This window comes from Streptomyces hesseae, assembly GCF_031845785.1.
Lineage (GTDB): Bacteria > Actinomycetota > Actinomycetes > Streptomycetales > Streptomycetaceae > Streptomyces > Streptomyces hesseae.
On record NZ_JAVRFI010000020.1, the window covers coordinates 105,389 to 124,448 of the forward strand.

At 72.3% G+C, this 19,060-nt stretch carries 19 protein-coding genes; 9 read left to right on the forward strand and 10 right to left on the reverse strand.

The window, feature by feature from the left end; genetic code table 11:
• Positions 1 to 2 precede the first annotated feature (2 nt).
• Complete coding sequence (locus tag RM609_RS25995) at positions 3 to 590, reverse strand: class I SAM-dependent methyltransferase (protein ID WP_311613988.1); 588 nt, start codon at positions 588 to 590, stop codon at positions 3 to 5.
• Positions 591 to 645: 55 nt separating this feature from the next.
• On the opposite strand from RM609_RS25995, the gene RM609_RS26000 reads away from it, so the two are divergent.
• Positions 646 to 1,425, forward strand: a complete 780-nt coding sequence (locus RM609_RS26000) for an AraC family transcriptional regulator (RefSeq protein WP_311613989.1) — start codon at positions 646 to 648, stop codon at positions 1,423 to 1,425.
• Between the two features lie 74 nt (positions 1,426 to 1,499).
• Here the strand turns inward: RM609_RS26000 and RM609_RS26005 are convergent, their stop codons facing one another.
• Together RM609_RS26005 and RM609_RS26010 are read right to left on the reverse strand one after the other, a co-directional pair.
• Entirely contained in the window at positions 1,500 to 2,711 is a 1,212-nt protein-coding gene (locus RM609_RS26005) for a DUF2786 domain-containing protein (RefSeq protein WP_311613990.1), read from the reverse strand.
• A 121-nt stretch (positions 2,712 to 2,832) separates the two neighbouring features.
• Positions 2,833 to 3,807 (reverse strand): GNAT family N-acetyltransferase, encoded by a 975-nt coding sequence (locus RM609_RS26010; RefSeq protein ID WP_311613991.1) that lies wholly within the window; start codon positions 3,805 to 3,807, stop codon positions 2,833 to 2,835.
• A 144-nt stretch (positions 3,808 to 3,951) separates the two neighbouring features.
• On the opposite strand from RM609_RS26010, the gene RM609_RS26015 reads away from it, so the two are divergent.
• A complete protein-coding gene (locus RM609_RS26015) occupies positions 3,952 to 4,299 on the forward strand; it encodes a DUF6247 family protein (protein WP_311613992.1) in 348 nt (115 codons plus the stop codon).
• A 343-nt stretch (positions 4,300 to 4,642) separates the two neighbouring features.
• Here RM609_RS26015 and RM609_RS26020 read toward each other — a convergent pair whose 3' ends face one another.
• Positions 4,643 to 5,917: a L,D-transpeptidase gene (locus RM609_RS26020; protein WP_311613993.1), complete on the reverse strand. Its 1,275-nt coding sequence runs from the start codon at positions 5,915 to 5,917 to the stop codon at positions 4,643 to 4,645.
• 321 nt (positions 5,918 to 6,238) lie between these two features.
• Here RM609_RS26020 and RM609_RS26025 point away from each other — a divergent pair, with 321 nt between their 5' ends.
• Complete coding sequence (locus RM609_RS26025; RefSeq protein WP_311613994.1) at positions 6,239 to 6,508, forward strand: hypothetical protein; 270 nt, start codon at positions 6,239 to 6,241, stop codon at positions 6,506 to 6,508.
• Positions 6,509 to 6,521: 13 nt separating this feature from the next.
• Here the strand turns inward: RM609_RS26025 and hutH are convergent, their stop codons facing one another.
• The 5 genes from hutH to RM609_RS26050 all read right to left on the reverse strand — a co-directional run bounded on the left by hutH (position 6,522) and on the right by RM609_RS26050 (position 12,787).
• The gene (gene hutH / locus RM609_RS26030; RefSeq protein ID WP_311614019.1) at positions 6,522 to 8,060 is read right to left on the reverse strand and encodes a histidine ammonia-lyase; all 1,539 of its coding nucleotides are present in this window, start codon (positions 8,058 to 8,060) and stop codon (positions 6,522 to 6,524) included.
• Positions 8,061 to 8,389: 329 nt separating this feature from the next.
• Positions 8,390 to 9,508 carry a GGDEF domain-containing protein gene (locus RM609_RS26035; RefSeq protein ID WP_311614020.1) on the reverse strand — a complete coding sequence of 373 codons (1,119 nt, stop codon included), beginning with the start codon at positions 9,506 to 9,508 and terminating at the stop codon, positions 8,390 to 8,392.
• A gap of 198 nt (positions 9,509 to 9,706) precedes the next feature.
• Positions 9,707 to 10,507 carry an enoyl-CoA hydratase/isomerase family protein gene (locus tag RM609_RS26040; protein ID WP_311613995.1) on the reverse strand — a complete coding sequence of 267 codons (801 nt, stop codon included), beginning with the start codon at positions 10,505 to 10,507 and terminating at the stop codon, positions 9,707 to 9,709.
• Positions 10,508 to 10,605: 98 nt separating this feature from the next.
• On the reverse strand, positions 10,606 to 11,781 hold the full coding sequence (locus tag RM609_RS26045) for an adenylate/guanylate cyclase domain-containing protein (protein WP_311613996.1): 1,176 nt from the start codon (positions 11,779 to 11,781) through the stop codon (positions 10,606 to 10,608).
• Positions 11,782 to 11,935: 154 nt separating this feature from the next.
• The gene (locus tag RM609_RS26050; protein WP_311613997.1) at positions 11,936 to 12,787 is read right to left on the reverse strand and encodes a biotin--[acetyl-CoA-carboxylase] ligase; all 852 of its coding nucleotides are present in this window, start codon (positions 12,785 to 12,787) and stop codon (positions 11,936 to 11,938) included.
• 199 nt (positions 12,788 to 12,986) lie between these two features.
• Between RM609_RS26050 and RM609_RS26055 the strand changes: the two genes are divergently transcribed.
• The 5 genes from RM609_RS26055 (at position 12,987) to RM609_RS26075 (ending at position 17,253) form a co-directional block, all read left to right on the forward strand.
• Entirely contained in the window at positions 12,987 to 14,585 is a 1,599-nt protein-coding gene (locus RM609_RS26055; protein ID WP_311613998.1) for an acyl-CoA carboxylase subunit beta, read from the forward strand.
• Between the two features lie 16 nt (positions 14,586 to 14,601).
• Positions 14,602 to 14,808: an acyl-CoA carboxylase subunit epsilon gene (locus RM609_RS26060; RefSeq protein ID WP_311613999.1), complete on the forward strand. Its 207-nt coding sequence runs from the start codon at positions 14,602 to 14,604 to the stop codon at positions 14,806 to 14,808.
• 81 nt (positions 14,809 to 14,889) lie between these two features.
• On the forward strand, positions 14,890 to 15,018 hold the full coding sequence (gene mmpB / locus RM609_RS26065) for a morphogenic membrane protein MmpB (protein ID WP_311614000.1): 129 nt from the start codon (positions 14,890 to 14,892) through the stop codon (positions 15,016 to 15,018).
• 130 nt (positions 15,019 to 15,148) lie between these two features.
• A complete protein-coding gene (locus tag RM609_RS26070) occupies positions 15,149 to 16,600 on the forward strand; it encodes a peptidoglycan D,D-transpeptidase FtsI family protein (RefSeq protein ID WP_311614001.1) in 1,452 nt (483 codons plus the stop codon).
• Positions 16,601 to 16,641: 41 nt separating this feature from the next.
• Entirely contained in the window at positions 16,642 to 17,253 is a 612-nt protein-coding gene (locus RM609_RS26075; RefSeq protein WP_311614002.1) for a Maf family protein, read from the forward strand.
• A gap of 66 nt (positions 17,254 to 17,319) precedes the next feature.
• Here RM609_RS26075 and RM609_RS26080 read toward each other — a convergent pair whose 3' ends face one another.
• Positions 17,320 to 17,892, reverse strand: coding sequence for a hypothetical protein (locus RM609_RS26080; RefSeq protein ID WP_311614003.1), 573 nt, complete (start codon positions 17,890 to 17,892; stop codon positions 17,320 to 17,322).
• A 188-nt stretch (positions 17,893 to 18,080) separates the two neighbouring features.
• Here RM609_RS26080 and RM609_RS26085 point away from each other — a divergent pair, with 188 nt between their 5' ends.
• Positions 18,081 to 18,836, forward strand: coding sequence for an IclR family transcriptional regulator (locus RM609_RS26085; RefSeq protein WP_311614004.1), 756 nt, complete (start codon positions 18,081 to 18,083; stop codon positions 18,834 to 18,836).
• Positions 18,837 to 19,060: the final 224 nt, after the last annotated feature.

A 19,060-nucleotide genomic window follows, 5' to 3' on the forward strand; every position in this document is an offset into this window, starting at 1 on the left:
CGTCACCCCGCCCGTTGCCCCGCCCGTATCGCCCGGAAGCGGAAGCTACCCGTCCCCACTTCCACCGTCGCCTCCGCGAACCCCGCCGCCCGCAGCCGCGTCTCCAGTGTCGCGGGCGGCACCGGCACACAGGTGTCGCCCCAGTGGATGAACCGGAAGCGCCGACTGCTCAGCGAGTCGCAGCCGGCGAAGACGCCGCCCGGGCGCAGCACGCGGTGCGCCTCGGCGAAGAGGGCGTCCTGGCGGGCGGGCGAGGGGACGTGGTGGAGCATGGTGAAGCAGGCGACCGAGTCGAAGCGGCCGTCGGGCCAGGGCAGGGCGGTGCCGTCGCCGTGCACGACCTCGGCCCGGTCGCCGAACTCGCGGCGCAGCCCGGCCGCGTACGCCGCGTCGACCTCGACGACGCTCAGTCGCGCCACGCCCTCCCGGCGCAGCAGGACGCGCGTGGTGGCCCCGTAACCCGGCCCGATCTCCAGGGCGTCGGGCCCGAGCGGCACCCCCTCCAGGGCCCACGGCAGGAGACGGTCCTCGACGGCCCGGGCCCACTTCTCGGAACTGCACAGACGGCGGTGAACGAGATTCATCGGCATGCGACGAGGCTAGGAATCAGGTGACCGTGTCGTATACGGGCCAGGAGGCCAAGTCATGTCGCCGAAAGGACAGACCGCCGGCCACGTCGTCGCCCCCGCCGGCAGTGCCATAGCCGTCGGGAGCTTCACGCTCGGCGAGGACGAGTGGTTCGACGTCCACCGGCACAGCGCCCATCAGCTGGCGTGGGCGCCGCGCGGCGTCCTGGCCGTGCGCGCCGGGGGCCGTACGTGGGTGCTGCCGTCGACCGTCGCGCTGTGGATCCCGGCGGGCGTCCCGCACGCCACGGGCGCCACGTGCGCCGCGCTGATGCGGAGTCTGTACTTCTGGCCGGACCGCTGTCCGTTCGGCTGGGAGGCGCCGCAAGTCATCGCGGTCTCCGGGCTGTTACGGGAGCTGATCGGGCATCTGTCGCAGGAGGGCCTCGACACGGGGGCGCGGCAGCGCGCGGAGGACGTCCTGCTGGACCAGTTGCGTCCCGTCTCGGTGACGACGGTCAGGGCGCCGATGCCCGCCGACCCCCGGGCCCGGCGGGTGGCGGAGGCCCTGCGCGCGGACCCGTCGGACGGGCGCACGCTCGCGCAGTGGGGCGCACTGGTGGGCGCGAGCGGCCGGACGCTGGCGCGGGCCTTCGCGGAGGGTACGGGCATGTCGTACGGGCGGTGGCGCACCCAGTTGCGGCTGGAGGCGGCGATGCCGCTGCTCGCGGCGGGGGCCACGGTGTCCGCGGTGGCGCGGCGGGTGGGGTACGGGTCGCCGAGCGCGTTCGTCGCGGCGTTCCGGCGGGGGGTGGGGGTGGCGCCGGGGGCGTATTTCACGCCGCCGGACGGGCGATAGCCAGCGCGGTCCGGTCACCTGCGGCCCGGTGGGGGCTGATCGCGCAGTTCCCCGCGCCCCTTACGGGGCGCCCCTTACCGGCCGCCCGCCAGGCGGGCCGCGTCGGCGGCCTCGGTGCCGCGGGCCCAGCCGTCGGCGTCGCGGCCCTTGAGCCGGTGGGAGGTGGTCTCGGGGAAGAGCCGCCCGGCGGTCTCGCCGACCGCCACGTCCCGGGCGGCCAGCACGGGCAGCACCTCGGGCCGGGTCTCCTCGGCGGCCACGTCGCGGACGGCCGAGGACAGCCGGTCGCCGATGCGGCCCGCGTAGGCGATCAGGAAGGACTCCCGGAAGTCGCGGGTCCTGCGGGAGCGGCCACGGGCGTGGTGCTCGTCGGCGGCGCGGCCCATGGCGGCGGTGGCCTGGACGAGGAGGGAGGTGTAGAGGAGCTCGACCAGCTCCAGGTCGGCGTCGAAGCCGACGACGGTGGAGAAGCCGTACTCGCTGGACCACACCGCCTGGCAGTGGTTGGCGGCGGCCACCGCGTCCAGGAGCAGGGCCTTGGCGGATTCGTACGGGCCCTCGACGCCGATCCGGCAGGCGCCCGGCCCGTCCCCGGCGGCGGCCGCGCCGGCGGCGAGCAGGGCCTCGTCTATGGAGTGCCGGGCCATGAGCTCCTGGGCCTTGGCCGACAGGGCCTCCGCCTCCTCCGGGAACTGCGTCGACTCCGCCTTGGCCAGCAGCGCCCGGACGCGGCCGAGCATCCGGGGTTCCACGGCCTCGGCGGCCGTGCGGACGTGCCCGCCGGTGCCGGGCAGCGGGCCGACGCCGCCTATCCTCGGCAGCCTGTCGATCAGCCGCAGCGCGCCCAGGGCGCGGACGGCGGTCTCGAAGCGGCTCAGCCGCTCGCGCTCCGCGAAGCCGTCGAGGAAGGTGTCGTCCGTCTCCCACCAGGCGCGCGCGTCGAGCTCCTCCAGCTGGGCGACCCAGCGGGCGTCGAGCGTCTCCGGCGCGTAGCGCCTGCCCTCGGCGGCGATGAGGGCGACGGCGAACCGGGTCTCGGCGGCGGGCAGTTCCCGCCGTACGAGCCGGACGACGTCGGCGGGCTGCCAGCCGTACTCCCAGGCCCGCCGCACGGTCGCGGAGCCGTGCCGGACGACCGCGCCGCTGATGGCCTCCCAGCCGGCCGGGGCGGCGGCCAGGGTGGAGGCGGCGGCGTAGACGGCGTCGTCGAGATCGTCCCCGTGCGCCGCCCGCAGCCCGCGTACGGCCGCGGAGACGGTTTCCAGGGGCGACTCGGTGCTGTGCACGGTGGGGGCTCGCTTCCTCGGGGGCCCGGGCGCCGGGGATGCGCCTGAGTGGAATCCCATCTTCCCGCATCACCGCAGGCAGGGCACACGCCCGGGGTCGGAGCCCGGCTTGGAGCCTGGGTCAGAGCCTGGCCTGGAAGACCCCCACGGAGCGCTCGGGGCGGTAGCCGAGGAGCTTGTTCACGGCGCGCATGGGGCCGTTGTCGTCGGAGACGCCCGTGACGATCTCCCGGACGGGCATCCGCCCCTCGCCCACGAGCCGCAGCATCCGCAGCTTGACCGCCCGGCCCAGGCCGAGCCCGCGGTGGGCGGCGGCGACGGCGGTGCCGTACTGGATGGCCCGCGAGCCGTCCGGGGAGCGCCGCACGAGCTCGGTGTAACCGGCGAACGAGCCGTCGGGCGCGACCGCGACGACCGTGAGCATCTCCCCGCCCCGGTCGACGACGAGCTGCTGGAAGGCGCGGGACCGCGCGGCGTCCCAGCGCGGCCGTTCCTCCTCGAAGTCGCCCCAGGGGCTGTCGGACATGGCGTCGCGGACGGCCGCGAAGGGGACGGCGAACTCGTCGGGCACGGCGCCGTCCCACTCGACGAAGCGATACCCCTCCGGCAGAGCCGGCTCCTCGGCCTCCTCCCCCGCCACATCCTGCACATACATCACCAGTGGGATGGCACAGCCGAAACCGTGCGCGAGCGCGAACTTCTCGCCCGCGCCGCCGATCTCGACCTGGATGCCCACCGCGGTCCGCTGCTCCCGCTCCAGAATCGCCCGCACCTCCTGCCACAGGCGCGTCCCGATGCCGCGGTTCCGCAGCTCCGGCCGGACGGCGAGGTGCTCGACCCAGGCCGTCCTCCGGTTCTCCTCGCCGTCGAACAGCCGCAACGAGACGACCCCCGCGTACGCCCCGCCCTCCGCCGGCACCGCCAGCCGTACGTACCGGCTGTCGCCCTCCGTCACACACAGCACCCCGGCCGTCTCCACCCGCCCGGGCCCCGGCACGGCGGGCAGGTCACGGGCATGCGCGGCGGCCATGACGGCATGCCAGCCGTCGATCTCGCTCTCGGACGGACAATCGCTCAGACACAGCAGTTCACTCATTCCGCGCACGCTACGACGCGAGCTCCACGCTGTCGTTCGGATTTCCATGCGATGCCACGGAACAGCCGTACGTCGTGAACGCCTATGCCCGCCTCGCCTCGGGAGTACGGTTGCGAAGGACGACTGCTCTCGACGGAGGCCACTGTGAGTGCGCAGCCCGACGGCCCGTACGGACCGTTGATTCCCATGCCCGAGCTCTCCCCGGACGCCCTTCGAGCGGCCGTGGCCCGGATCGCCCCGAGCCGGATCCCCGCGCTCACCCAGCATCTCTTCGAGGCGACGACAAACGCTCAGCAGACCCAGAGCCTCGCCCCGCTGCGTGCATTCGTCCGCTCCTGGGCGGTCTTCGTCGCGATCGAACGCCACCCTGTGCGCGCCGCCCGACTGCGCGAACTGGAGCGGATCGTGGACGAGGGAGCACAGGACCCGGCGGAAGCAATGGCCGAGATCCGGCGGATCCGGGAGGCGGCGGAGGCAGAGGCCGGGCTGTGACCGAGTGGACGTGGGAGTACGACCCGGACGAGGGGCACGTCACGGCGGGGCTGCCACCGGGAGTCGTGGCGGAGGTGGAGCGACGGCCACGGAGCTCGCCGCGCTCGGGGGCGACTCGGCGAAGGTGGGCAGACCCGTCGACAGAGAAGGCGGGTTGAGGGAATTCGACGTTCTCAGTGGGCGCGGCTTCATCAGCTTCCTCGCCGTACCCCGTCACCGCCGCGTCTACGTCCGCAACGTCACCTGGTACGGCTGACCAACGACAAAGGGGCCCTCCCGGCGGACGAATCCGCCGGGAGGGCCCCTTCAAGCTCTCAGGAGAGGAGCCGGAGGAGCCGGACGCTCACGCGCCGGTCGCGCTGCCCGCGACCCACTGCGCCCAGTCCATGTTCCAGCCGTTGAGGCCGTTGTCCGGGGAGATGGTGCGGTCACCGGAGTTCTTGACGTCGACGACGTCACCGATGATGGAGTTGCTGTAGAACCAGGCACCCTGGGTGTTCGGGTCGTTGGCGCCCTGCTTGTCCTCCAGGCCCACACAGCCGTGGCTGGTGTTGGAGACGCCGAAGATGCCGCTGCCCCAGTAGTTGCCGTGGATGAACGTGCCCGACGTGGACAGGCGCATGGCGTGCGGCACGTCCTTGATGTCGTACTCGCCCTTGCCGTCGGACTTGGCGAAGCCCACCGTCGAGCCGTCCATGCGGGTCTCGACGAACTTCTCCGAGATCACCATCTTGCCGTTGTACGTCTTGTTCTCGGGGCTGCCCGCCGAGATCGGGATGGTCCTGATGGTCTGACCGTCCCGGACGACCGTCATCTGGTGCGTCTTGACGTCGACGGTGGCGACCTGCGCACGGCCGATCTTGAACTTGATGGTCTTCTTCTGGACGCCCTTGATGTTCGGGCCGCCCTCGACGCCGTCGAGGTCCATCTTCAGCGTGACCTCGGAGTTGGCCTTCCAGTACTCCTGCGGCCGGAAGTCGATGCGCTGGTCGCCGAACCAGTGACCGACGACCTTCTGGCCGCTGGTGCTGGTGACCTCCAGGTGGGACTGGACGTCCTTCCGGTTCTTGATCGGCTTGTCGAAGTTGATCGACACGGGCATGCCGACGCCGACCGTGGAGCCGTCCTCCGGCGTGAAGGAGCCGATGAAGCTGTTGTCGGGAGAGACTGTGGAGAAGGAGGAGTTCTCAGTGGCCTTGCGGTCCTTGGAGTCCTTCGCCTCGGCGACGATCTTGTACTTGGTCGAACGCTCGAGCTGCTTGTTCGGCTTCCAGGACTTCTTGTCCGAAGATATTGAACCCTCGACGGGGGTGCCCTTGTCCGTCGTCATCTTGACGCTGGTGAGCTCACCGTCACTGACGGTGACGGCCACGGCGTCGGTCGTGATGCCGGCGTTGTTGGTACCGCCCTTGGGCGTGATCTTGATCTGCGCCTTGGAGGCGTCCTTGGCGGCCGCGGCATCGACCTGGCCCTGGGACTTCCCCTTGGCGTCACCGCCACCCTTGGCGTCGTCGCCGTCGCCGCCACAGGCGGCCAGAGTCAGTACCCCGCCGAGCACAGCGGCCGCGGCCACCAGGCCCTTGCGGCGCTTGCCGTACGTCATCACACGCTTCTCCATTGCTCCTGGACCCCGGAATCCCCCGAGCCGATCGTGGGGCTCGTGGGGCTACACGTATCCCGGCTACTACATAAGGGAACGCCTGCACCGTTTGGGCCGGTTCCACTCATCGGCAAACTGTGGGAAAGACCACGCCAGTAAAGCCTCTGGGGCGACGGGGGCCACAACCGGGGTCTTGATAAAGGACGAAAGCCCTGCTAACAAGACCGCCGGCACCCCATGGCTTCCCCACCGGCCGCCGGTGTCACTAACATCGTGTCAGTCGGGACGCGCCACAGCTCACGACCATCAATCTCCGTCGTCGCTAGGGGGATTCATCCCGTGACCACCCGTCGCCCGCTGCTGACCGCCGTCGCCGCCGGCACGGTGCTGTGCGCGCTGTGGTTCGTCCCCACTGCCAACGCTACGCCCGAGCGTCCCGAGAAGCAGCAGGGCGCCGTCGCGGCGTCGGCCCCCGCCGCCGCCCAGGAGCTGGCGGCCAGCGGGAGCGTGGACACCACTCCGTATCTCTTCGGTGGCATAGCGTTCGTCGCCGCGGGCGGCGCGCTGGTCACGGGCGCCGCCCGCAGGTCACGCACCGCCGCCCGCTGATCGAGCCCGCCCGTCAGGCCAGCGGGCCCGTCACCGGCTCCACCGCCGCGACGAGCTCCCCGGCCCGGACGAACGCCTCGGCGGCCGCCAGGTCCGGCGCCAGGAACCGGTCTCCGCCCGGCCCCTCCACGCCCGCCGCGCGCACGGCCTTCAGCGCCGCCCGCGAGGCCGGGGACGGCTCCAGGCCCTCCCGCAGCTCGATCGCCCGCGTCGCGGCGACCAGTTCCACGGCGATGACCCGGCCGAGCGCCGCCACGGCCGTCCGCAGCTTGCGCGCCGCCGACCAGCCCATCGAGACATGGTCCTCCTGCATCGCGGAGGACGGGATCGAGTCCACCGACGCCGGGACCGCCAGCCGCTTCATCTCGCTGACCAGCGCGGCCTGGGTGTACTGGGCGATCATCAGCCCCGAGTCCACCCCCGCGTCCCCGGCCAGGAAGGCCGGCAGCCCGTGCGAACGGTTCTTGTCCAGCAGCCGGTCGGTCCGACGCTCGGCAATGGAAGCAAGGTCAGCAGCGGCGATCGCAAGGAAATCAAGGACGTAAGCCACCGGCGCGCCATGGAAATTGCCGTTGGACTCCACACGGCCGTCCCTCAGCACCACGGGGTTGTCGACCGCGGCGGCCAGCTCGCGGTCGGCCACCAGCCGGGCGTGGGCCAGGGTGTCCCGGCCCGCCCCGGCGACCTGCGGGGCGCAGCGGATCGAGTACGCGTCCTGGACACGCGGCGCGTCGTCCTGGTGGTGCCCGGTGAGCCCGGAACCGGCCAGCACCGCCGCCATGTTCGCGGCGCTCGCACCCTGCCCTGGGTGGGGGCGGATGGTGTGGAGCTCGGGGGCCAGCACCTTCTCCGAACCGAGCAGCGCCTCCAGGGACAGCGCGGCGGTGATGTCGGCCGAGGTGATCAGACGGGAGAGGTCCGCGCAGGCCATGACGAGCATGCCGAGCATGCCGTCGGTGCCGTTGAGCAGCGCGAGCCCCTCCTTCTCCCGCAGCTCCACGGGCTCGATCCGGTGCTCGGCGAGCAGCTGCGCCGCCGGGCGCACCACACCGTCGGGCCCCTCGGCGTCACCCTCGCCCATCAGTGTGAGCGCGCAGTGCGAGAGGGGCGCGAGGTCGCCGGAGCAGCCGAGCGAGCCGTACTCGTGCACCACGGGGGTGATACCCGCGTTGAGGATGTCGGCCATGGTCTCCACGACCAGGGGCCGTACGCCCGTGTGACCGGAGGCGAGCGTCTTCAGGCGCAGGAACATCAGCGCCCGCACGACCTCGCGCTCCACGCGCGGGCCCATGCCAGCGGCGTGCGAGCGGACGATGTTGCGCTGGAGCTGGGCCCGCAGGTCGGGGCTGATGTGCCGCACGGCGAGGGCGCCGAAGCCGGTCGAGACGCCGTACACCGGGTCCGGCTTGGCGGCCAGATCGTCGATCACCTGCCGCGCGGCGGCGACGGCGGCGAGGGCTTCCTCCGACACGACGACGCGGGCGCCGTCGCGGGCGACGGCGATCACGTCTTCCGCGGTTGTGCCGGTCGTCTCCACCACCACAGTGTGCATATCCATATTCAGGCACCCTAGAGACTGAATCGCTACCTGTCACTAGTCGGCTTTGTACTCGTGTAACGCCATCCGGTGACGGAACATTGCCGGCTGCCCGCCGGTGGGGGTGCCCGCGCCTTCGGCGCGGGGATTTCGCCCACCCACCCGCCCGATCACCCGGCACGGATTGCCCGGGTAGGGGGCTGGCCGACAAGGGCCGACCCGGCTGGGCGGACGCGAGGGGGCGGGGTGGGGTGGATGGGCCCTGGTAGGGGCGTAAAGAGCTCTTCGCTGCTAGTGCCAAATACGGGGCAACCAGCACCGCAGTAGCAGGCACCGCGAAGAGGTCAGCCCCGTAAGGGCCCGTCCACCCCACCCCCCCCCCGGAACCGACGACGCTCCGCAGCCAGCGGTCGCGGCGGCCGGTCCGCCATCCGCACCACCGGGTCCGCGCGCCCCCCGTCCCGCCCCGCCACCACCGGCTTCGCCGACCGCGCCGCCTTCGCCCGGTACTGCGCCGCGTCCGCCAGCCGGAACAACCGCCGAGCCGAACGCACCACCCCGATCGGGTCCCCCGTGGAGGCGACCCCGCAGGCCACCCCCTCCCCCAGCTCCAACTCACCCGCCCGCCGGCACAGTTCGTCCGCGACCCGCACCACCTCGTCCGCCGTCGGCCCCACCGACAGCAGACAGAACTCGTCGCCCCCCAGCCGCGCCGCCAGCGCCCCCGGCAGCTTCGCCCCGCACAGCGACAGCACCGACCCGAACCGTTCCAGCAGCCGGTCCCCGACCGCGTGCCCCAGGGTGTCGTTGACCTTCTTCAGACCGTTGAGGTCGCACACCACCAGACTGACGACGTCGCCTTCCCCCACGTGCCGCTCCACCGCCTCGTCCAGCCGCGCGTCGACCGCCCGCCGGTTGGCGAGGCCCGTCAGCGGGTCGGTGAACGCCAGCCGCCGGACCTCCTCCAGCCGCTCGGTCTGAACGATGCCGGACGCCACCACCGCCGCCAGTACCGTCGCGAAGTCCGCGTCGGCGGGCCCGAAGAGCGGCGCCCGGACCGGGCGCGCCACATACAGCTCACCCCAGGCCCGCCCGTGCAGCACGATCGGCGCGACCACGCAGCACCCCCGCCCACGCCGCCGCAGGGCGGCGACGCGCTGATGGCAGTACAGGACGGACCCACGCTCGTCCCCACGGGCCGTCTCCACCCAAGCGTGGGGCTGCCCACCCACCCACCGCTCATGCAGGAACTCCGTGATCTCGGGGAAGACGTCCACGGGATACGACTCGTCCTCGGGGAATCGTTCCTCCCCCTCCGCGAGCTCGCCGGCGTTCGCCAGCACCCGCAGCCGGCCGCGCTCCCGCTCCCACACCGAGATCGCGGCGAACGTCCCCTCCAGCGCGCGGCGCGCGCCCTCCGCCGCGGCCTCGACGCTTTCGAGCGGGGTGGGCGCCGCGGCCATCGCCTGCGCGAGCTCCACGACAGCGCGCAGCCGGGCGTCGCACTCCCCGTCACCAGCCACCCGAGCCTCACATTCCGTGACCGCGAGGGTCTCGCGGCCCCGCACTCCACGCACTCCAGCGTAAGAACGTCGGGCGCATTCCGCGCAATATCCGCACAATATCCGCGCGATAAAGGGCAACGAAGAGCTCGGTACGCCCTACTCCCCCGGCCAGTCGGGCTTCCGCTTCTCGTTGAAGGCCGCCACGCCCTCGGCCCGGTCGCCGGAGAAGGCCACCGACCGCCAGGCCGCGTCCTCGACCTCCAGCCCGGCCCGCAGGTCCAGCCCGTGCCCCAGCCGCAGCGCCCGCTTCGCGGCCCGCAGCCCGACCGGGGAGTTGCCCGCGATCCGGGCGGCCAGGGCCAGGGCTTCCACCCGGTCCTGGCCCTCGTCGACGAGCAGGTCCACCATGCCCAACTCCCGGGCCTCGGCCGCCTCCACCCGCCGGGCGCTGAAGATCAGCTCGGCGGCGCGGGCGGCCCCGACGCGGCGGGGCAGCAGCTGGGTGCCGCCACCGCCGGGGATCACGCCCACGGACACCTCGGGCAGGCCCACCACGGCCGTCCGGTCGGCGACGATCACATCGCAGGACAGCGCCAGCTCGTACCCGCCGCCCAGGGCGAAGCCGTGGACGGCGGCGACGGTGGGCATGGGCAGCTCCAGCACGCCGGTATAGCAGGCCCGGGCGTGGGGGCGCTGGCGGACGAGGTCGGCGTCGGTGAAGGAGTTGCGCTCCTTGAGGTCGGCGCCGACGCAGAAGGCACGTTCATGGGTGGACGTGAGCACGACGACCCGGACGTCCCGGTCGGCGGCGAGCTCGGCGGTCGCCTGCCCGATGAGCCGGCCCATCTCCGTGGAGACGGCGTTCATGGCCTTGGGCCGGTCCAGGACGAGTTCGGCGACGTGGCCGTTCTCGTGCGTCCGGATCGCGATCCACTCTCCGATGCGGCGTTCGCTCACGCTGGTGCCCTCCCGGTCTCCGTGTACGGACGGCACTGATCATGCCTCCCGACGGCCCCGGTGGGCCATACCCGAGATCAACCCCGACGGCACGACCCTCAGCCGCCGCCCTCCCGCCGCGTGAGCAGCCAAGGCTCGACGACGCCGAGCCCCCGCACCGGCCGCTGCCACATCGGCTGGAGCGCGAAGCGGTACTCGCCCCGCTCCTCCGCCGCCGCGACCTCCGCCTCCGACTTGGGCGCGTCGCCGTTGCGCGTGAGTTCCTCCGCCAGGGCGCCGTCGACGAGGACGGCGTCCTTCGGCGCTATCGAGGTGAGCCGGCTCGCGAGGTTGACGGTGGTGCCGAAGACGTCACCCATGCGCGTCGTCACCGTCCCGAACGCGATGCCGACCCGCAGCTCCGGCATGGTCTCGTCATTGGTGAGGGTCTCGATGAGCCGCAGCCCGATCTCCGCCGCCGTGCCGGCGTCGTCGGCGGCGTACAGCACCTCGTCGCCCAGCGTCTTGATCAGACGCCCGCCATGGGCCGCGACCAGGTCGGCGGCGGTCGTCTCGAAGGCCTCGACGAGCTCGCCGAGCTCCTCCTCCTCCAGCCGCCGGGTCAGCCGGGTGAAACCCACGAGGTCGGCGAAGCCGACGGCCAGGCGTCTGTCGACCATCTCCGCGTCATCGGCCGCCTGGACGACGCGGCCGGTGGCGGCGGCGAGCTGCCGCCGCCAGACGTAGATCAGGAACTCCTCCAGCTCGGGCAGCAGCAGCTCGACCAGCGGATAGGTGATCTCGGCCCGGCTCAGGCCCTCCTGAGGTTCGGTCAGCCCTTCCAGGAAGGAGTCGATCTGCCAGTCGGCCAGCCGGGCCGTGGTCTGGCCCGTGGACCGGGCGACCTGGACGGCCATGGGCTCGCTGAGCAGGCCCGCCTCGACCAGACCGGCCAGGCGCCGCAGCGCCAGCACGTCCGCCTCGGTGAGCGCCTTGGCCTGGCCGATGTCGGCAAAGCCCATGGCGCGCCAGAAGCGGGCGGCCAGGTCCATGGAGACCCCGGCCGCGCGGGCGGCCTGGAAGGGGGTGTAGCGGCGCTCGGCCCCGAGGATCAGCGACTCCAGCCGGAGCGCGAGAGGGTCGCCCTCCTCGCCGATGTCCTCGATGTCCTCCCCGACCCCGGGGTGACCGGCGTGGCGCGCGCCCTGACCGGTGCCGCCCTGACCGGTGCCGCTCGTACCGTCGTCCCCCGTGGCCCTGCCGGCTCGGGTGGTTCCCCCATCGTCGGCGGTCACCGCCCGCCCCCTGTCCGATCCGTGCGCACTGCCCTGCCGATCACTGCTCGCTTAGGTTCCGGGCACAACGATACGTCAGGTGTGCCGTAGCTCACTCTTCCAACGGCGCGGCGGTCACTCTTTACGACGTTTACGATCCGGGCGCTTACGACGTTTACGATCCGGCCGCCCGCAAATGGACGATGTCACCGGCTCCCACCGGTTGCTGCACCCCTTCGGCCGTCGCCAGCACCAGCCGTCCGTCGCCGTCGACGGCCACGGCCTCGCCGACCAGCTCACGGCCGCCGGGCAGTTCGGCGCGGACGGTCCGGCCGAGCGTGGCGCACCCTGCCGCGTACATCTGCTGGAGCCCGCAGGCCGCCGGGTCGCCGCCCACCGCGCGCCACGCCTCGTAGAGGTCGGCGAGGGAGCGCAGCACGGCCCGCAGCAGCGGGTCACGGTCGGTGACCTCGGCGCCGGCCAGGGCGAGCGAACCCGCTCCCGGCACGGGGAGCTCGTCGGCGCGGAGCGTGACGTTCAGCCCGATGCCCACGACGACGCCGTCGCCGGAGCGCTCGGCGAGGATGCCGCCGGTCTTGCGCTCCTCCCCGTCGACGGTGACGAGCAGGTCGTTGGGCCACTTCAGGGCGGTGTCGACGCCGGCGGCGCGGGAGAGGGCGGTGGCGGTGGCGACCCCGGCGAGCAGCGGGAGCCAGCCCCAGCGTTCGACGGGCACCCCGGGGCCGGGGACGAGGCGGACGGAGAAGAAGAGCCCGGAGCGCGGGGGCGCGGACCAGGTGCGGTCCAGGCGGCCGCGTCCGGCGGACTGCTCCTCGGCGACGAGCACGGCGCCCTCGGGTCCGCCGGCGGCGACGAGGTCGGTGTTGGTGGAGCCGGTGTGCCGGACCACGTCGAGGGAGGTCCACAGCCCGCCGGGGCGCAGCAGCGCGCGGCGCAGGGCGGTGGCGTTGAGCGGGGGCCGGTCCAGGTCGGACCAGGGGCTGCCGGAGGCGTCGGAGGGCGTCATAAGAGCCACCATAGGAGGCGAGAGTCCGACGAACCGGGCGGCATCCGGTGGCGCGGATCCAGCCGGAAGGTGTGGCCAAAGACGCACTGCCGCAGCGCATCCGCGCGGATACGCTACGAACCGGTAGCCGGGGCGGGCCCGTCGAGGGGTCGCCCCCTTCCCTCATCCCACCCCTCCGGACGAGCAGGAGCCGCATCCCGTGTCCGAGCCAGTAGCCGACGAATTGGACATCCACACCACCGCGGGGAAGCTCGCGGATCTCCAGCGCCGGATCGAGGAGGCGACGCACGCCGGCTCCGCGCGGGCGGTGGAGAAGCAGCACGCCAAGGGCAAGCTGACGGCGCGCGAGCGGGTCGATCTGCTGCTGGACGAGGGCTCGTTCGTGGAGCTCGACGAGTTTGCCCGGCACCGTTCGACGAACTTCGGCATGGACGCCACCCGTCCGTACGGGGACGGCGTGGTCACCGGCTACGGCACGGTGGACGGCCGTCCGGTGGCGGTCTTCTCGCAGGACTTCACGGTCTTCGGCGGCGCGCTCGGCGAGGTGTTCGGCCAGAAGATCATCAAGGTGATGGACTTCGCCCTCAAGGCGGGGTGCCCGGTCGTCGGCATCAACGACTCGGGCGGCGCCCGCATCCAGGAGGGCGTGGCGTCCCTGGGCATGTACGGCGAGATCTTCCGCCGCAACACCCACGCCTCCGGTGTCATCCCGCAGATCTCGCTGGTCGTCGGCCCGTGCGCGGGCGGCGCGGTGTACTCGCCCGCCATCACGGACTTCACGGTGATGGTGGATCAGACCTCGCACATGTTCATCACCGGCCCGGACGTGATCAAGACCGTCACCGGCGAGGACGTGGGCTTCGAAGAGCTGGGCGGCGCGCGGACGCACAACACCACCTCGGGCGTGGCCCACCACATGGCGGGCGACGAGAAGGACGCCATCGAGTACGTCAAGGCGCTGCTGTCGTACCTGCCGTCGAACAACCTCTCCGAGCCGCCGGCCTTCCCGGAGGAGGCCGACCCGGAGGTCTCGGACGCCGACCGCGAGCTGGACGTCCTGATCCCGGACTCGGCGAACCAGCCCTACGACATGCACACCGTGATCGAGCACGTGCTGGACGAGGGCGAGTTCCTGGAGACGCAGGCGCTGTTCGCGCCGAACATCATCACGGGCTTCGGCCGGGTCGAGGGCCGCCCGGTGGGTGTCGTCGCCAACCAGCCGATGCAGTTCGCGGGCTGCCTGGACATCGACGCGAGCGAGAAGGCGGCACGGTTCGTGCGCACCTGTGACGCGTTCAACGTCCCGGTGCTGACGTTCGTGGACGTGCCGGGCTTCCTGCCGGGCACGGACCAGGAGTACAGCGGCATCATCCGGCGCGGCGCCAAGCTGATCTACGCGTACGCGGAGGCCACGGTCCCGCTGATCACCGTGATCACCCGCAAGGCGTTCGGCGGCGCGTACGACGTCATGGGCTCCAAGCACCTGGGCGCCGACCTCAATCTGACGTGGCCCACCGCGCAGATCGCGGTGATGGGCGCCCAGGGCGCGGTCAACATCCTCCACCGGCGTTCGCTGGCCGCGGCCGCCACGCCGGAGGAGCAGGAGGCACTGCGCGCCGAGCTGCTCACGGAGTACGAGGACACGCTGCTCAACCCGTATGTGGCGGCCGAGCGCGGCTACGTCGACGCGGTGATCATGCCGTCGGAGACCCGCCGCCACATCGTGCGGGGGCTGCGCGCCCTGCGTGAGAAGCGCGAGGCGCTGCCGCCGAAGAAGCACGGGAACATCCCGCTGTAGCGAAAGGGACGCCGACGTGATCAAGGTCGTACGGGGCAACCCCACACCCGAGGAGCTGGCCGCCGCTCTGGCGGTGGTACAGGCGCGCGCGGCGGTGGGCGCCACCGTCGCGCCGTCCGCCCCGGCCCGTTCGGAGTGGTCCAATCCGGCCCGGCTGGCGGCGGGCCGGCGCATCCCGCACCCGGGCCCCCGGGCCTGGCGCACCACCTACTGGCCGGCCTGAGCCGCCGCCCGCCCGAATCCCCGTGGCGCCTGAGTACGCGTACTCAGGCGCCACACGCCTTCCGGGCGGACCATGGAGGCCATGCTCTGGTCCGACCCGTCCGACGAACCGCCCGAGGAACTGCGCGAGGCGCAGCTGATGCTCCGGCGGGCCGGGATCGTGCTGGCGGTGGGGATGGTGGTGCTGTTCCTGGTGCTCGGGATGCGCTGACCGAGCGGCCGTCGCAAGCGGGGTCACCGTGCGTCACAGCCCCCACATAGGTTTGTCCGTTCTGGAACTACATTCGCCCGATTCACGTCATGCCCAGTGTTATGCCGCGAACCGGGGAGTCAGTTACGTCATGAACAAGCCCGTACGCCATATAGCGATATTCACCGGCGTCCTCGTGCTCGCCCTGCTGGTCAGAGCGACCTGGGTGCAGTTCGTCCGCGGTGACGAGCTGTCCAGCCACGAGAAGAACTGGCGCGTCGCGATCGCGAGCTTCTCGCAGCCGCGCGGCAACATCATCGTCGGCGGCCGGCCCATCACCGGCTCCGAGGAGACCGGCGGCGACCTGAAGTACAAGCGGACCTTCACGGACGGGAAGATGTACGCCCCGATCACGGGCTTCTTCTCCCAGGGCTACGGCAGCAGCTATCTCGAGGGCGTCAACAACAAGCTGCTCAGCGGCACCGACGACCGGCTGTTCTTCCAGCGCACCGCCGACATGCTCAGCGGCAAGAAGGCGCGCGGCGGCGACGTCGTCACCACCATCGACCCCAAGGCGCAGAAGGCCGCCTACGAGGGCCTGGGCGACCGCAAGGGCGCCGTCGTCGCCCTCGACCCCCGGACGGGCAAGATCCTCGCGCTGGCCTCCACGCCCTCGTACGACCCGTCCACCATCGCCGGGAACTCCAAGAAGGACCAGGCCGCCTGGGACGCGCTCCAGAAGGACCCGGACAAGCCGATGAACAACCGGGCGCTGCGCGAGACCTATCCGCCCGGCTCCACCTTCAAGATCGTGACGGCGGCCGCGGCGCTGGAGAACGGCCTCTACTCGGACATCAACGCCGCCACGGACTCCCCCGACCCCTGGACCATGCCCGGCACGGTGACCAAGCTGCCCAACCAGAACCCCACGGCCCCCTGCCGCAACGCCTCCCTCAACGTGGCCATGCAGAACTCCTGCAACACCGTCTACGGCAAGGCCAGCTCCGACCTGGGGCAGGAGAGGATGCGCGCGACGGCCGAGAAGTTCGGCTTCAACCAGGAGCCCTTCACCCCGGTCCGGGCGAGCGCCAGCACCTTCCCCAAGGACATCAACAAGTCCCAGACCGCCATGGCCGGCATCGGCCAGGGCAGCCTGACCGCCACCCCGCTCCAGGTCGCCATGATGACCGCCGCGATCGCCAACGACGGCAAGCTGATGAAGCCCTACATGGTCGAGGAGCTGCGCGGCCCGGACCTGGCGACGGTCGAGAAGCACAAGCCCGAGGTGATGTCCGAGGCCGTCTCGCCCGAGATCGCCAAGAAGGTCCAGCAGATGATGGAGGACACCGCGACCAAGGGCACCGGCAAGGCCGCCCTCATCGACGGCGTCACCGTCGGCGGCAAGACCGGCACCGCGGAACGGGGCAAGGACCAGAAGAACCTGGCCTGGTTCATCTCGTACGCGAAGACGGACGAGGGCTCACCCGTGGCGGTCGCCGTGATGATCGACCCGGACGACAGCGTCCCGGACGACGAGATCTCCGGCGGCAAGCTGGCCGGCCCGATCGCGAAGAAGGTCATGCAGGCCGTGCTCGGCAAGTAGGCCGGGGAGGGAACCTGAGGGGACCACCTACCCTGGCCCCCATGAGCAACCGCAACCCGTCCCGCCGCCTCGTCCTCGCCTCCCAGTCCCCCGCCCGGCTCGGGCTGCTGCGCCAGGCCGGCCTCGCCCCCGAGGTGATCGTCAGCGGGGTGGACGAGGACGCCCTGGACGCCCCGACCCCGGGCGAGCTGGCCCTGGTACTGGCCGAGGCCAAGGCGGCCGCGGTGGCCGCGCGGCCCGAGGCCGCCGGCACCCTCGTCGTCGGCTGCGACTCGGTCCTGGAGCTGGACGGCCAGGCCCTCGGCAAGCCCGCCGACGCCGAGGAGGCGACCGCGCGCTGGAAGTCCATGCGCGGCCGCGCCGGCGTCCTGCGCACCGGCCACTGCGTCATCGACACCGCCACGGGCCGCCGCGCCTCGGCGACCGCCTCCACGACGGTCCGCTTCGGCGAGCCGTCCGACGCCGAGATCGCCGCCTATGTGGCCTCCGGCGAGCCGCTGCACGTCGCGGGTGCCTTCACCCTCGACGGCCGCTCGGCGCCGTTCATCGAGGGCATCGACGGCGACCCCGGCAACGTCATCGGCCTGTCGCTCCCGCTGCTCCGCCGGCTGCTCGCGGAGCTGGGCGTAGGCATCACCGACCTCTGGGCCTGACCGGTACCGCGCCCCGAAGGGGCGCGGGGAACGGCGCGATCAGCCCCCACCGGCCCGCAGGGAGGGCTAGAGCGGCAGCGCGCTCGTCGCGGCACCGACCTGCTTCAGCTGGCTGAGCTGGTCGAGCTTGCCGAGCCCCTTCACCACGCCCGGGTAGATGCTCTGGTCGTGGTCCGGGGCCATGTCCTGCATGGCGGGGGCGGGCTGCGGCGCGGGCATGCCCGGGGCGACGGGGGCCTTCGGCGCGGCGGCACCCTTGACGGGCTGCGCCTTGGGGGCCTGCCCCTTCGGGGCCTGCGGCTTGGGGGCGGCGGCCTGTCCCTTGACGGGCTGCCCCTTCTTGGGACCCTGCCCCTTGGCGGGGCCACCCTTGGCGGGGCCGCCCTTGGCGGGAGCGCCCTTGCCCGGGTCCTTCTTGCCGGGAGCGCTCTTGGCCGGGCCCTGCTTCCCCGGGTCCGCCTTGGGGTCGCCCTTCGCCGGCGCGTCCGGTGAAGGGGCCGTGACGCCGACCGGTCCCGCGCTCGACGACGGGGGCGGCCCCACCGGCGTCGGCAGCGAGGGGTCGGCGGCGGCGGCGCCGGAGGACATGGACAGTGCGGCGCCGGCCATAACGACAGCGGCAGCAATGCGCTTGATCATGACTTCATCAACGATGTCAGGGTATTTCGGTCACGATCCCCTGGGCCACCGGGGGCAATGCCCGGCATAGTCAGCGCAGTTCACCACCCACGCCTCACCCGCCACCGGGAATTACCGCACCACCCCGGCCTCTTACGACCGGATCCGGCACGATCACGATCGCAATCACCGAAGGAGCCCCGACCGTCATGCCGCAGTCCGTCGACCGCGCCCTGGACGTCCTGGACGCCGTCGCCGCCGCCACCGGCCCCGTACCCGCCAAGGCGCTCGCCCGCCGGCTGGACTGCGGCCTGTCCACGGTGTACGAGCTGCTGGGCGCCCTCACAGACCGCGGCCACCTCACCCGTACGCCCGCCGGCTACGTCCTCGGCTACCGGGTGCCCGCCCTCCACCGGGCCTTCCAGCAGCAGATGCGGATGGGGGACGGGGTGCAGGAGCTGCTGACGAGGGCGCACCGGACGGCCGGGGTCGACACGTACTTCAGCACGTACCGCGACGGCGACATCGCCGTGCTCGCCGGGGCGACCGCGGCTCACCCCACCGGCGGCTTCGGTACCGGCCAGGACGCCCACGGGTACGCCACCGCCCATGGCAAGGTCCTGCTGGCCGCCCTCCCCCGGGCGGCCCGGCTGCGCTATCTGACGGCCTCGGGGATGCGGGCGATCACTCCGCACACCATCACCTCGGCGGAACGACTGGACGTCCAGTTGCGGCGGGTGCGCCACGAGGGGATGGCCGTGGAGGTGGAGGAGTGCGTGCCGGGTGTGGCGTGTGTGGCGGTGCCGGTGCCATCGTCCGAGGGCCTGGCGGCCGTGTCGGCGGCACTCCCGCTGGACGACTTCCACCGGCGCGGCCGGCAGGTGACGGAGACGCTCCGCGCGGTCGCGGCGGAGGCGGCGAAGTCGCGGGGCGTGTCGGACATCAGGGGCCTTACTGACGGGTAGATCTATCGTCAACGGTGCCTACGGCCCGGGACGGCACGCAAACTTTGTGTCACCCGTTCGTAGGGACTCCACAAAGATTCGGCGCCGCCACTCCCGGCCGCCATCCGAGAGCTTGGCCACACGGCCGCGTCGGCGGCGCTCCCGGAAACCCGGCGTACCGTGGATGATCTGGGGACTTGGGCTCACGCACGGCTCCCTTCTCACGCTCCGTGTGGGCAAGGTCA